Below are 14,102 nucleotides of genomic sequence, written 5' to 3'. Positions count from 1 at the left end.
TTTTGAAGCATTATATACACATATTAATACTAGTAATTTTCTGCTGTAGTTGCGGTAAAAAAAAGGCGCCTAAAAAACAAGATAATAGCAACATTTTGTTTACAGAGTTAACTAGTAAAAAAAGATACTCAGTTACAGATAGCATTGTTTTAAAATTTTCTGCTAGCAAGGATAATAATGCTGTTTTGGTGATAAAAAACGCTTATGGATTAACTGTTGTTTTTCCCAAAAAAGAGAAAGAAAATATAATTTTTAAGATCCCTGAAAGTTTTACAAAAATTGCTAGTAATTTACATTGGCGACTGGTTTTAGACACGCACACAAAATTAAGCGGAACTATACGTATTTTACCTAGTGCTGAAAAAAAACCGAAGTTAGAAACATACTTAGGCCCTAGAAGTATTATTGCTGGTGGTAACGATTTTTCAATGCTTGTAAATGCTCCTACAGATAAGTATGATAACCCTTTGGTTACTGGCACCAAGGTGGCTATAAAACATCAGTTTAAAAAAAATGTAACCGTAGATACTTTAAAGGTTAAAAATTTAGTGGCTTGGACCAATATTTTTTCGCCTAAAAAAACAGGTCGTATTTTAATAACATCCTTAGTAGACAGCACAAAATCTAAAGAATTAACCTCTGTAATTTTACCAGATAATGCTGCCGATTTTTCTGTAGATTATAGTAGAAACCACGAGTACGCAGATGGCAACCAAATTATAACATTTACAACATCTACAATAAAAGATAATCACGGCAATATTGTAAGTGATGGTACTTTAGTTCTTTTTACTGCCAAAAATAGCGAAGGCAGATTGCTACAAACAAATGGCACAACTATAAATGGTGTAGCTATTGCAAAACTACTACACCCATCTAAAGAAGAATCTTGGACAATTACAGCTTACGTAACCGGAGCTGCAAAAAGCAAACCTATTACTGTAGAGTTTAACTCTGCTGTTAAAGATTATAACATACAATTATCTGCAAATAACAGAACAATTACCATTGGACCTATAGAAAGTTTTATGCAGCAATTTGTGCCAGATGGGCTAGCTGTTACAGCAACTATTTATAGTGCAGATAAAACTTTATTAAACACTAAAAAAACAACATCTTTAAAAGGTGTTGCCACATTTAATTTTGATAAAGCTTTTTTTAAACCTGGTATTTATACCATTAAAATTGAAGCTGCAGGCATAGTTAAAAACAAAGTTGTTACCTTAAAATGAAGATAAACAAAATTATATATCGAGCACTTTTATTAATTTCATTTATTGTATTAAATGGGTTAATACTAGTTGGTATTAGCGCCATGTTGTCTTACTTAAACACAGGAGCAGACAGAACTACTATTTTACATATAGAACAGAATTTTGAAGAAACATATTCTCCTAAAATTATATGGAACAACACTACCAACGAAGGCAGACCAATTGAAGACCAAACTTTAGATGCTATAGAAAATGATTATAAAAATGCGTGGAATGTTCGCAATATTGCCTTGGCAACAAATAACATGTATGGTGTAGATGATTTTTACACCACAAGTGCTAGAGCAAAAATAGATAGTATTATTTCATTAAACACCAAAAATAACACTACGCTAATTACTACATCTATACAACATAACCCAACTATAGATTTTTACAGTGCTGACGGAAAACTTGTAGTGTTTACAGACAATAAAGCAGAACAATACAATGAAGTTTACAGTAATAAAAACTTAATAAGTAGTTTTAACAGTGCTCCAAGTTACAAAGTAATGATGCTTTTAGAAGACGGATTTTGGCGCATAAGACACTTGGAAGAATTAGAGCAAAAAAACGATAGCCTAGAAAGTGTTTCTAAACTAAAACAGAAGGTTGCAAAAAAAATGTCTGGCATAAATTACTATCCCAAAAATACACCCTGGGATATGTTTGGTAAAAAATTTGACACTGTAACTCTAAAAAAAGATTTTGCTCTAATACAAAGCTTAAAGTTAAACACTATTAGAATTTTTGTACCCTATGAGGCTTTTGGAAAAGCTACGGTAGATACTAAAAAACTAATGCAATTAGAGCAAACTTTAGATATTGCACAACAACACAAATTAAAAGTAATAGTTACTTTGTTTGATTTTTATGGCAATTATGACGTGCAAGATTGGACACTAACTCATAGACATGCAGAACAAATTGTAAATACATTAAAAAACCACCCTGCATTGGTTGCTTGGGATATAAAAAACGAGCCCGATTTAGATTTTGAATCCAGGGGAAAACCAAAAGTTATGGCTTGGCTAAAAGAAATGATTAAGAACATTAAAAAATGGGACTCTAAAACAAATATAACTGTAGGTTGGTCTAGTACAGAAGCTGCAGAAAACTTAGTTAAAGAAGTAGACTTTGTATCTTTTCACTACTATAAAAAACCCGAAGATTTTTTAAATTCATTTAAAGTATTAAAAAATAAAAGTGAAGGTAAAGAATTGGTTTTACAAGAATATGGCTACTCATCATATAGTGGTATTTGGAATTTTTACTCAGGATCTACCGATGCCCAAGCAGACTATTATAAAGAAATGCAAGGGTATGTGGCACAAGAAAATATTCCGTTTGTATTATGGACTTTATATGATTTTGAAACTATACCAACTGCCGTAGTAGGTAGGTTGCCTTGGCGTAAAAGCCAACAAAAGCATTTTGGTTTATTTAGTGCAGAAGGCAAACCAAAAAAAGCATTAGACTATATTAAACCTAAAAAGTAAAAGGGAAACAGCTAACCATACTGTTCCCCTTTTTTGGCTTAACCTCACCATAATTTATTTTACTAAAAGCTCTACTGCTTCTCTTTCTTTCTCCATCTCTCTTTCTTTTTCTCTTTCTGCTATAATAGTATCAATACTTATGTCTCCAGTTTTAGCCATTTGTATTGCTGTAAAGTAATCTACATACATCTGTGTAATATCAGACATTGGTAAAGAACATGCTGCTTTGTAATTTGTTCTACTTAACTCTTCTCTATACTCATCATACGTAATAATATTTTCTATAGCATCTGCTAAAGACTCTGCAGATTCTGGGTTAAAAAACTCACCTTTATATCCTTCTTCTTTTACCAAAATACTAAGATCTCCTAAATCTGGTAACGCAACTGCTTTACCGTAACTACCTGCTTGGTGTAATACTCCAGAACTACCCGTTGTAGAGGTGTAAGGAAAAACAACCACTGCACTATCATTAAAAATAACAGGTACATCTTCTTCTGCAACATAACCAGTAAACCTTAATTGGTCTACGTGCTTATATTTTTCGCTCACTTCATTTAAATAACCTGGTGTGTTTGGGCTATCTGTACCTGCTATTACTATTTCTATATCTTGCTTTGTTCGCTGACGAATAATCTCTACAGCATCAATTAAAATTTCTACTTTTTTATAGGTTCCAAATTTCCCAAAAGCCATTACTTGCTTTGCTCCTTTTGGCAATTTGTATGTTGGCTCTGGTGGAGTTTCAAAAGCTCCATGAGGAATTAAAGCTACATTTCTAGAGTTATACTTACCTTCTAAAATTGTTTTGTACTTGCTTATTGTTACGGCTAAAATATCAGATGATAAAACCACTTTTGTTAATGATGCTCCTATAAAATTATAAGCTCTCTTTAAAAAACTATTTTTAGTGATACCTGCATTTTCTAAATCTACCTGTTCTAATATATTGTGTAATAAAGATATTGTTGGTATTCCTTTTAACTTACATATTAATGGTAACATTAAACCTAACGCAGCTGGGACTTTTTTATCTCCAAATTTTAAAAACTGAAGATTAAATAAAACTGCGTCTGGCTTAGTGTCTGCAATTGCACCCATAATACCAAAAACATTTTTGTAGCTATTAAAATTCCAGCATTCTTTAACTGTAATTTTACAACCATCTTCAGTAAAAGAAAGGTCTTTGGCTTCTTTGGTTTTGTCTGTAATTAAAACTATTTCAGTTACTTCTTTTTGTAGTCTAAAATGTTTTACCAAGTGGTATCCGTATTCTGTTAAAGTTACTTTACTTGGCGGGTATGCTGTTACAATTGCTAATTTCATAAGGTTAAGTTTTACTATTTGCTTGGGTTAAATTTCTTATACAAATATCCATCTTAAACCCTTATTTAATAGGTGATTAGAGATGAGGTGACAATTACTGTAGATGAATGGGAAGTGTCCTGAGGTTAAAGAAAATAAAGGAAAAATTACCTGAGACGAATGGTAATTGTTAAAAAAGGAAATAAGTAAAAAAGAAGCTTTTTCTGTATTTTATTGTAGTCTGTCTATAAAACAAAAAAGCCTGAAACTTTATAAAAAAAGTTCCAAGCATTTTATCGGGGGAAGCTAACCAAATTATAAGTAGGTCTTATATATTTCTTTTTGATGAAAAGTAAAGTAGTTGTGCAAAAAGCAACGCTAACATTACTATAATTTGTAATTGTACTACCATAGCTAAACTGCTATGAAAAAATATTATTAATACTATTTGTGACAATCCCAATACACCAGATAGTATAACAGGAACATAATAGTCTAGAGATAAAAAATAGTATGCAAAAATGTTAGAGATTGCAAAAAGTGATGTTGCTAAAGCATACTGCCATAGTAATGATGACATTGCTACATAAGCATCTCCAAACATTAAAGAAATTATTGTTTCTGGAAAAAAGTAACAACCTCCAACTATAACTAAAGATAGTAAGCTTATATAACCAACATATTTAAATAAAATTGGTGCTGTACGTTTACCTTCTTTTCTTTTTTCTATTACTGCAGGCAATAATAACATTACAAACATCCAAGCTACAAAATAAACCACTCTACCTATTAATGCTAAAGAAGCATAAAGACCAGCGTCTAAGGAGTTAAAATAATGTTTTACTAAAAGTACATCGCTATTGTTTATAATAATTTGCGTAAGCTCATAACCAGCCGTTAATAAAATAAATGTGGTTACTTTCTTTTTATTTGCAGGTGTTAAAACCTTTGATGCTGCAAATGATATTTTTTTAAACTTTACAGGCATAAGCCCAAAAACAAACGAAATAACAATACCCACAGCTACTAAAAAAGCCGGATTCATAGGAACCAATAACAATAACACCAATGTTATTAATAATCTGCTCCACATTTCTGACTGGTATGTTACAGATAGGTTTGTATAATCTTGTTTTCCCTGAAACTTTCCTCTTTTAATAGACATTATAAAGTAAAGCGGAATACCAATTGCAAAAACCCTAAACATTGTTGAAGATTCTGTATTAAATAACTGCTGCAAGTTTTCTGCAAATAAGAATAATAAAGCTCCAATTGTAACTCCAAAAATAACGGCATACTTCTTCATATAATTTTCAAAGGCAGACCATTGGTTTCCTGAAAATATAATATTGAATTTAGTTGTCACCAATTGAAAAGTCATTCCTACAAAAGAAAGTACTAATAATAATGTTATTAGTAATGCTGCATCTGCAAATGCTGCAGGACCCAACATACGTCCTAAAATTAGGTTATACAGGTAGTTACCCCCATTTACAACAAGCACACTTGTCATAAATATTTGTTCTGGAGTAATTTTTTTATTTACAAAACTAAACGCGGTCATTGCTAAAAATATAAGATGTGTTAGACATAGCCATAATAGATGCAATATCCTTGTTTTCTTGACCTACAATTGTTAAAACCTTGTTGTTTTTTGCAACCTTAATATAAAGTTGCTCTAATTGTTTAGCGCTAGAATACATTATGTTATTTAAGCGGTCTAAAGACAAAGTTACTTTTTCATTATTTTTTAAATAATAATCTATATGGCTCTTTAATGATTTCATATTCTGAGAATTAAGATTCCCTTTTACTTCAATAAAATTGTTGTTCTGATTTATAAGTAATGCCATAATATTTGTCTTTTAGGTTAAGTTTATATTATTTGTTGTAGCAAATATCTATGAACAAAAAAGAAAAAATTAGCGACTGTAGACGGTTAACTGTTTTCTGTAGACGAATGGTAAGTTTTAATCTTTAAAGTAAAATTGCATCTATCTCTTAAATAAATTATAAATAGCTAATAAATAAAGAATGTATTCGTTATCTTTCTGTAGTACTAACCCTACCACTCTAATAATGAAAAAATTTACACTGCTTTTTTTGCTTTTTTTGACTGTTACAGCTGTAGCCCAAGAAGATTTTTCACCTGGTTTTAAAATGCTAGAAAATGGAGAATTTAAAGATGCTAAAGATTTTTTTGAACCACTAAGTAAAACCTACCCTAACAACAAAACTGTACAATTGTGTTATGGTAGAGCTGTAGGCCTAAGCGGAAACCCTGAAAAGGCTAATACTATTTTTGCTAATCTTTTAAAAAAACATCCAAATGATTTTGAAGTACAAATAAATTACAACGAATCTTTTTTATGGGCAAACCAATTTAAAGAAGCAAAACCACTATATGCAGATTTGGTTGCTAATAACCCTAGTAATTTTGCCGCAATTTTAGGGTATGCAAACACACTAAGTAATTTAAAAGAGTATAAAGATGCTTTAAAGTGGGTTAATAAAGCAATAGAAGTAGATCCAAAGAATAATGGTGCTAAGGTATCTAGAAAATATATAAAGCTAGGTTACGCTAATTATTACGTTAATAATCAAAATTATAAAAAAGGAGAAAGTCTTTTAAAAGAAATACTTACCGATTTTACAGATGATAAAGATGCTTTGCTAAACTTAGCTAACATTTATTTAATTACTAAAAATGTTGATAAAGCTAAAAAAACATATTACCAATACGCAAAAACACCAAAAGACTCTGTTACTGCATTAAATGGTGTTGCTTTGGCAGAACATATTGGTGAAAAAGATAAAATAGCATTACGAACAGCAATAAAAGCTAAAGAGAAGGCAGTAGATCTAAAAGATAAAGAGCTTATAGAAAAAAGCACAGAACGCTACGTACAGGCATTAATATGGAATAGAAAATTTGTATCTGCAAAACAAGAAATTAACGCTTTAGAAGAAAAATACCCAAACCGTAATTGGGTTATGGCACTAAAAGCTACATTAGGTATGTACACTGCTAAATTTAAAACTAGTATTACTAATTATAATAAAATATTAGTAAATGACAGCTTGTCTTTTGATGGTAATTTGGGTAAAGCAAATGCACTTTTTGCTTCTGATAAAATTGTGCCTGCATATGTTACTACATATAAAACTTTAGATATTTTTCCTAAACAGAAAGACGCATCAGGCTTAATAAAAAAATTAAATAAAAATTACACGCCTTTTGCAGAACAACAAGTTAGCTACACGTTTGATAATGGAGACAATACAGCTGTTTCTTTTAGAACTGCAGTTATGGTTCCTTTATCTACTAAATTCAAAACAACTGTATCCTATCAATATAGAACAACAGAAAACACAACTACTAATAACAAAGCAAATGCTCATGTTGCACAAGCAGATATTGAGTATAAGTTAATGCCTCAAACTAATTTATTAACCTCTATAGGGCTTAACAACTCTAGATTCTCTAATACATCATACACTCAGCCTATTTTACAGGCTAAATTACAAATGAAACCTTTGTCTTTTTTAAACTTAGATTTAGGCTACCAAAGAGAAGTACAAAACTTTAATGCTGAACTTATAGAAAGAGAAATTGTAATGAACCATTACAGCTTAATTTATAACCTTAGCACTAATTTTAATTTAGGTTGGTATAGCCAACTTATACACACTAAGCAAACAGATGATAATGAAAGAAACCTACTTTTTACATCTTTATATTATAATGTTTTACGTAAACCTGCTTTAAAGTTTGGACTTAATTACCAGTATATAACTTTTAAAGACCAATTGCCATTAATATACTTTAGTCCAGAAAAGTACAAAGCTGTTGAACTTTTTGGTGATGTTAGAGGTAAAATAAATGAAAAAACAAATTATTTTGCTAGTGCCGCTACAGGCTTACAATATGTAGAAGAGCAAGATGCTAGTTCACTTTTTAGAGCTGAAGCTGGTTTAACTCATCAGTTTTCAGACCGATTTATTGGTGATGTATATGGCAAATATAGTAACATAGCATCTGCTACTGCTGCTGGTTTTGAGTTTACTGAAGTTGGTATTAAACTAAAATACTACCTAACTAAACAACCATTATTTTTAAATAAATTGAAGAAAAAATATCAGATAAAATAAAAAATGCCTTAACTACTGTTAAGGCATAAACTTGTTTTTTAATAGAAAATAGTGGCTTACAATAAATTTAGCCTTCTCATTAATTCTGGTCTGTTAGATCTGCTAATTGGCACTACATTTTTTTCTATAAGTACACTATTATCTTCAATATCTATAATTTTAGTGAAATTTATAATGTAAGATCTGTGTATTTGCAAAAACAATTTTTCAGGCAGTTTATCCTTTACCTTTTTTAAGGTATTACGCACCCTATAAGTCTCTTTTATTGTTTTTACTTCTATATAGTCTCCTTTAGCTTCAATAAGCTGTATATCGTTAAATTTAATTTTAATTAAACGCCTGTCTATATTTATATATAATTCTTCACCAAGATCTGAGCCTGCTGAAGTCTCTGGCGTAGATACCTCTTCTTTTGGTTTTTGTGCAAGCGCAGCTTTAACTTTTAATATAGATTTATTAAAACGATCTTGAGTAACTGGTTTAACCAAATAATCTACAATAGCTTCATATTCATATGCCTCTATAGCAAAATTTGTATCTGAAGTAGTTAATACTATTTTTGGCGGATTTTTTAATGTTTGCACAAAATCAAACCCACTAAATCCAGGCATATGTATATCTAAAAAAATAACATCTACTGTATTCTGGTTTAAAAATTTTATGGCCTCCATAGCTCCTCCAAAAGCGTCTACAACCTCTAACTCTTTTACGTTAGAGCAAAGTTGTGCAACAATTAACCTAGCTGTTGCCTCGTCGTCTACTATAATACATCTCATAGTTTAAATGGTTTTTAAATAGCTAGTTATCTTGTCTAATATTAGCTTAAATTCTATATGTAAATCATACGTTCCTTTTAATAGCTGCTCCTCATAAGTTACAGCCAGTGCATATGCTTTTTCTAATCCTAGTATATTAAATTTATGTTTTAATTTATGTACTATTTCTGCAGATGCTTTATTGTCTTTTGCCTCTACCGCTGTTGTATATGTTTGTTTTTCATCAGGGAACTCGTCTTTTATAATTTTTACAAATTCATTTAAAAAACTTGTATTACCATCTGCTAATTTGTGCACATAATTTAGGTTAGGCTGCTCCATTGTGGTCTTTTTTAATCGTAAAATAAAATATTGTTCCTTCTCCTTCTTTTGATTCTAACCAAATTTTACCTCCATAGAAAGTTACAATTTTTTCTACTAATGCTAATCCAATTCCGTTAGATTCTATATCATTATCTAACTTTTTAAACATTTCAAAAATTTTGTTTTGGTATTTTGCTGGTATTCCTTTACCATTATCCTTTACTATAAACTTCCAATAGTTAGGTTCTTCCTCAAAAGCAACACTAACAACACCTTTATCTTTATGCTCTGTTGCTTTAACCGCATTTGTTAGTAGGTTCATAAATAATTGCTCTAATCTATACTTATCTAAAAAAAGTATAGGCATATTTTCTGAAACTATAACATTAACATTTTTAGGTATATAAATAGTACTTTTTATATTTTTTAAAAGCTCTAAAATATTTACATTGCTCTTAGTTTCTTCATTAGACCCAATTGTTGCGTGCTTTAAAATGCCACTAACTAGGTTGTCCATTTTAACTAAGTTCTGAGAAATTAAATCGCAGTTATTTAAACTATCTTCTGTAAACTTGTGTTTTTCTTCTTCAACAATCCAACTTATAAGCGTATTAATATTACGCATAGGAGATTTTAAATCATGGGATACTACATGAGCATAATTGTTTAATGATTTATTTTGCTCTTCTAAATCTTTAACCAAGTTATCTTTTTCTTGAGTTACCAGGGCAATATACTCTGCTTGCTTGCTAATATGTTTTGCCAGTTTTTGAGCACTAACCATATTTTTATTACTGGTTACTATATTTTCTGAATTATCTAAATTTAAATTTAGACTATTTACCGCCTGTTCTAATGCTTGCAGCGTCTTTTTTTGCTCTTGTGCTTCTTGCGCTAACTCTATATTTGCAGCCTTTAATTCTTGTGCACTTATAGTGGTTGCACGCTGTATCATTGCTATTTTATCATCATAATCTGCGTATGATTTTTCTATAGCTCCAAAGAACTTTTCTAAATCTGGATTATCCTTTAACCCATCAGGCAAATTTTTGCGTATTTGTCTTTTTAAGAGTGAATGCATTATTCGCTTATTAAGGTTAATGTCATTGTTTGGTTGTGAAGTTTACAGGCATTATCACCTTCAAAAGGAGCCATTTCTCCGTAAGAATAATAACCAATAATTTTAGATTGGTTACCAATAACATCCAAAACTTCTTCTACTTCTTCTTCTGTTCTTTGGTCCATTACCAATTTACGTCCAATACAACTTACAAGCAATGCTAATTCTGGTCTTTTTTCTCTGTTTTTAGTTGCATATTTTGCAGCTATACTTGCGCCTTCTGCAATATCATCTACTGTAGACATCATTAATTGTACTATAGATCCTTCTGGAACATCACCAGCCAAAATCATTGTGTTTTGGTCTTCATCAATATTTAAAATTGTACGTACAATTGGTTGTGCATTTTCGCTAGTCTTTACACTTAATGGGTATAGTAGCGCAGATTTAGGTAGCTCATTTGCCTTATCTCCTAAATATTTTTTATACAAATCTAACGCAGGTTTACCATCTAACTCATATAAAATATTCCCTTTAGATTTTGTTATAATACGCTCTGGACCAAAACCTGTCCAACCACCATAATTTGCACTTGTAACTTCTAAGGTTTCTCCATAAAAACCAACTGCTACAATTTCTCCTTCTTTAGGGTTGCTATTGTAAGATGCCAATGTTTTCTCAAACCTATCATCATCACCGCACAAACCACCAGACAAACCTATAGATATGTGTTTTTCTTTTTCTATACCTTCAATTAAAGCACTGCCATTAACAGTACTACCTTCAGAAATAACATAAACGTGTTTTAAACCTTTTTTAGGAAATTCTGATATTAATTGCGAACCTAAAGCTGTCTCGTTATTATCAAATTCTTTTACGTTTTTGCTTTTTACTAGGTAAGAAGATTTCTCAAACTCTATAGCAGTTAAAACAATTGTATTGTCTGATACTTTATCTTCTAAAATTTCACCTGAAGTACTGCCAAAAACAATATTTCCTGCAGGAAACATTTCTTTAATTTCTGCATACAGATTTTGATCTTCTAACAAAAGTCTGTTCCCAAAAACCAAGACTAATGGTGCTACCAAATTAATTTTATCTGTTATAAAAACAAAATCAGCTCCTTTATCTTTTTTAGCTTGTACTATTTTCATAACTATTAATTATTAAGATTTTTTTTAAGTGTAAAAAAGAATTTAGTTCCTTTTCCTAATTCGCTTTCTACCCATACTTTACCCTCGTAACGGTCTACAATTTTTTTAACTATTGATAAACCAATACCTGTAGAACGTTCATTATCTCCTATAGATTGGAAAATCTCAAAGATTTTTTTATGAAATTTTTCAGGTATACCAACACCATTATCCTCTATACAAAACAGCCAATGATCTGGCTCTTCCTCAAAAAGCACTTGCACTAAACCTTTTTCTGCTTCAATATGCACTACTGCATTACCTATAATATTCTGAAACAATTGATGCATTTTAGTACTATCTGCTTGTAATAGCGGTAACTTTTTGGGTACAATTACCTGTACATGATCGGGTATGTAAATACTTTCTGTAATGTCTGTAATAACAGTATTTAAATCTACTTTAGCATTAGACATTTGAGCACTACCTGCTGTAGAATACTCTAAAATTCCGTGAATTAGCTTATCCATAAACGCAACCTTCTCTTGCATTAAGGTTAAGTTTTGCACACCTGCTTCATCTAACACATCTTTATAGTCCTCATACGTCCAAGTTGCCAAAGCACTTATACTCCGTAGCGGGGATTTAAGGTCATGAGAAACTATATGAGCATACTCTTGTAAGCCGTCATTACTAATTTTTAATTCTTTTAGCAGTTGCTCTTTTTGTAGTTCTAGCTCTTTTTGTTCTGTAATATCTAAGTGTATCCCAATAGACCCTACAACCTTACCTTCTTCATTATAATTAGGTGCACCACTTACCAGCCAGTGTCTAGTTTCCCCTTTTTTATTCTTTATTTTTATCTCGTAAGAATCTGATATTCCTTTTAATCTATTTTCAGATTTAGTTTCAATTTTAGCACTATTTTTAATTTGTAAAATAGCAACAGCATCTTCTCCTATTAACTCATCTTTACTGTAGCCACTCATAGCACAAAAACTCTGATTTACAAGTTGTATTTCATTGTCTATAGTAACCTCTACCATTCCAAGGTTCATATTAGCAATAATGCCTCTGTACTTCTCTTTTTCTGCTTTAATCTTTTCTTCGGCTTGCCTTTCTTTGGTAATATCTTCAATTACACAAACTTGATATTCTACTTTTCCTTGGTTATTTTTTACAGCACTTATACTTGTTTTTGCTAAAATTTGCGCTCCATTATTTTTAAAAAAACGTTTTACTGTAGAAAAGTTGTCTATGATACCAGAAGCTAAGTCCGACTCTAATTTTTTTGTAGTAACTTCATCCTCTGACTCAGATATGTCTGATAATTTTAATTTATTTGTAACAGTTTCTGGATACCCCAAAAGATAGTTAAATGCAGCATTGCACTTTACTATTTCATCGTCTACGGTTAAAACTATTCCTAATGGTGAGTTCTCTACAATTATATCTAATTGTTTTTTTTGCTCACCAAGCATTTCTTTTATTTCTGTTTCTTTGCTAATGTCTCTAATAATACCTTGTGCGCCTATAGGTTTAAGCTGTTTATCATATATTACACTTGTATTTATTTGTACCCATTTATGTGTACCATCTTTAACTATAATTTTAGCTCTATAGTTTTTAAGCGTTCCTATTTGCATTAGAGTTTTAAAAGACTCTATAGTATATTGCATATAGTCCTTGTGCACTAAACTAGGTAAGTTAATGGTCTCCTTGGTATTATCATACCCTAAAAATTCACGGGCAGAATTGTTCATATTAATAACATTAAAATTAAGATCCATAACTACATACGGGTCTATAATATTAACAAAACCACCATCTAATTCTGATGTAGTCTCAGTTAATAAATTTTCTAATTTATTATTTGCTTGCTTAAGGTGTAACGCAGTATCAAAAAGCTCTTTAGACTTAACTTCTAAAATTTTCTCGGCTTGTAACCTGGCTTTTTTTTGTCTTTCTAGCGCCCTTTTTAGCAATAAAATTTCTTTGTTGCTATCCATTCTGGGTAATGTCAAATTTAACTTCTGTACCATTATCATTTAGCAGTTTGTATGATACGGTGGCACTACTGTTAAAATGCTCAAAAGATTTTTCAATAAGTCCGTGTGCTAATTGATATAAACCTCTAGACGAAGAATATACCATAGATATTGAAGTATCTGTTTTTTCTAAAATCTTAAACGTAGGTAATTCTGCATCTGGATACAGTTTTTTAACGTGTACGTGTATATGATCTTCTATAGAATATATTAGGCTTAATGGAGAATTATAGCTTTTTATTACATCTGGATGTGCGCTAGCTAAACCATCAAATAAAAACAACCCAAATGCGTAGATTAAATCACCTACTGGTGTTTTAACTTCGGTGCTTAAACTAGTTATTAAGCTAACCATTTCATTAAAACTATAAGTCCCAACAGAAGTATAGATTCCTTCTGACGGTAAATTAGAATTTTCTATTATAGTATCTACAGTTTCTAAACCAAACTTAGATTCTACCATTTCTAAAAATTCTGTAAACACAACTCCTTTCATACTTAGACATTTAGATGCATAAAAGTAAGAAAAATGATACCCAACCAGTAACTTTTGTTGTGAAAGGTGTTAAAAGT

Annotated in this window: 12 protein-coding genes; 3 read left to right on the top strand and 9 right to left on the bottom strand. The window is 30.8% G+C overall.

Annotated features, from left to right (window positions below; translation table 11 throughout):
- Positions 1-2 precede the first annotated feature (2 nt).
- On the top strand, positions 3-1,232 hold the full coding sequence (locus tag Q4487_RS10455) for a hypothetical protein (protein ID WP_303542173.1): 1,230 nt from the start codon (positions 3-5) through the stop codon (positions 1,230-1,232).
- Positions 1,229-2,752: a glycoside hydrolase family 2 TIM barrel-domain containing protein gene (locus tag Q4487_RS10450; RefSeq protein WP_303542174.1), complete on the top strand. Its 1,524-nt coding sequence runs from the start codon at positions 1,229-1,231 to the stop codon at positions 2,750-2,752. Before Q4487_RS10455 ends, Q4487_RS10450 begins: the two co-directional genes overlap by 4 nt.
- A gap of 54 nt (positions 2,753-2,806) precedes the next feature.
- Here Q4487_RS10450 and Q4487_RS10445 read toward each other — a convergent pair whose 3' ends face one another.
- The 3 genes from Q4487_RS10445 to Q4487_RS10435 form a co-directional block, all read right to left on the bottom strand.
- A complete protein-coding gene (locus Q4487_RS10445) occupies positions 2,807-4,078 on the bottom strand; it encodes a glycosyltransferase (RefSeq protein ID WP_100894504.1) in 1,272 nt (423 codons plus the stop codon).
- A 307-nt stretch (positions 4,079-4,385) separates the two neighbouring features.
- Positions 4,386-5,621, bottom strand: coding sequence for a sugar isomerase (locus Q4487_RS10440; RefSeq protein ID WP_303542175.1), 1,236 nt, complete (start codon positions 5,619-5,621; stop codon positions 4,386-4,388).
- Entirely contained in the window at positions 5,608-5,910 is a 303-nt protein-coding gene (locus Q4487_RS10435; protein ID WP_157811085.1) for an STAS domain-containing protein, read from the bottom strand. The genes Q4487_RS10440 and Q4487_RS10435 overlap by 14 nt, the downstream gene beginning before the upstream one ends.
- A gap of 226 nt (positions 5,911-6,136) precedes the next feature.
- Here Q4487_RS10435 and Q4487_RS10430 point away from each other — a divergent pair, with 226 nt between their 5' ends.
- Entirely contained in the window at positions 6,137-8,209 is a 2,073-nt protein-coding gene (locus Q4487_RS10430) for a lipopolysaccharide assembly protein LapB (protein ID WP_303542177.1), read from the top strand.
- Positions 8,210-8,265: 56 nt separating this feature from the next.
- Here Q4487_RS10430 and Q4487_RS10425 read toward each other — a convergent pair whose 3' ends face one another.
- Genes Q4487_RS10425 through Q4487_RS10400 form a run of 6 tightly spaced genes read right to left on the bottom strand, consistent with a single transcriptional unit; the run spans position 8,266 to position 14,025 of the window.
- On the bottom strand, positions 8,266-8,985 hold the full coding sequence (locus Q4487_RS10425; RefSeq protein WP_100894500.1) for a LytTR family DNA-binding domain-containing protein: 720 nt from the start codon (positions 8,983-8,985) through the stop codon (positions 8,266-8,268).
- 3 nt (positions 8,986-8,988) lie between these two features.
- Positions 8,989-9,306 carry an Hpt domain-containing protein gene (locus Q4487_RS10420; protein ID WP_100894499.1) on the bottom strand — a complete coding sequence of 106 codons (318 nt, stop codon included), beginning with the start codon at positions 9,304-9,306 and terminating at the stop codon, positions 8,989-8,991.
- A complete protein-coding gene (locus Q4487_RS10415) occupies positions 9,293-10,369 on the bottom strand; it encodes a HAMP domain-containing sensor histidine kinase (protein WP_303542181.1) in 1,077 nt (358 codons plus the stop codon). The genes Q4487_RS10420 and Q4487_RS10415 overlap by 14 nt, the downstream gene beginning before the upstream one ends.
- A complete protein-coding gene (locus tag Q4487_RS10410) occupies positions 10,369-11,502 on the bottom strand; it encodes an FIST signal transduction protein (protein ID WP_303542182.1) in 1,134 nt (377 codons plus the stop codon). Before Q4487_RS10410 ends, Q4487_RS10415 begins: the two co-directional genes overlap by 1 nt.
- A 5-nt stretch (positions 11,503-11,507) precedes the next feature.
- The gene (locus Q4487_RS10405; RefSeq protein WP_303542184.1) at positions 11,508-13,523 is read right to left on the bottom strand and encodes a PAS domain-containing sensor histidine kinase; all 2,016 of its coding nucleotides are present in this window, start codon (positions 13,521-13,523) and stop codon (positions 11,508-11,510) included.
- Entirely contained in the window at positions 13,483-14,025 is a 543-nt protein-coding gene (locus Q4487_RS10400) for a heme NO-binding domain-containing protein (protein WP_303542186.1), read from the bottom strand. The genes Q4487_RS10405 and Q4487_RS10400 overlap by 41 nt, the downstream gene beginning before the upstream one ends.
- Positions 14,026-14,102 lie beyond the last annotated feature (77 nt).

The sequence above is a fragment of the Cellulophaga sp. 3_MG-2023 genome, from assembly GCF_030546975.1.
In the GTDB taxonomy this organism is placed as follows: Bacteria; Bacteroidota; Bacteroidia; order Flavobacteriales; family Flavobacteriaceae; genus Cellulophaga.
This window is presented reverse-complemented; position numbering and strand designations above follow the sequence as displayed.

Coding starts and splice junctions, on each gene's coding strand:
- Q4487_RS10415 (WP_303542181.1), bottom strand. CDS start 10,369: ATGCATTCACTCTTAAAAAGACAAATACGCAAAAATTTGCCTGATGGG.
- Q4487_RS10425 (WP_100894500.1), bottom strand. CDS start 8,985: ATGAGATGTATTATAGTAGACGACGAGGCAACAGCTAGGTTAATTGTT.
- Q4487_RS10450 (WP_303542174.1), top strand. CDS start 1,229: ATGAAGATAAACAAAATTATATATCGAGCACTTTTATTAATTTCATTT.
- Q4487_RS10440 (WP_303542175.1), bottom strand. CDS start 5,621: ATGACCGCGTTTAGTTTTGTAAATAAAAAAATTACTCCAGAACAAATA.
- Q4487_RS10405 (WP_303542184.1), bottom strand. CDS start 13,523: ATGGTACAGAAGTTAAATTTGACATTACCCAGAATGGATAGCAACAAA.
- Q4487_RS10400 (WP_303542186.1), bottom strand. CDS start 14,025: ATGAAAGGAGTTGTGTTTACAGAATTTTTAGAAATGGTAGAATCTAAG.
- Q4487_RS10435 (WP_157811085.1), bottom strand. CDS start 5,910: ATGGCATTACTTATAAATCAGAACAACAATTTTATTGAAGTAAAAGGG.
- Q4487_RS10445 (WP_100894504.1), bottom strand. CDS start 4,078: ATGAAATTAGCAATTGTAACAGCATACCCGCCAAGTAAAGTAACTTTA.
- Q4487_RS10410 (WP_303542182.1), bottom strand. CDS start 11,502: ATGAAAATAGTACAAGCTAAAAAAGATAAAGGAGCTGATTTTGTTTTT.
- Q4487_RS10430 (WP_303542177.1), top strand. CDS start 6,137: ATGAAAAAATTTACACTGCTTTTTTTGCTTTTTTTGACTGTTACAGCT.
- Q4487_RS10420 (WP_100894499.1), bottom strand. CDS start 9,306: ATGGAGCAGCCTAACCTAAATTATGTGCACAAATTAGCAGATGGTAAT.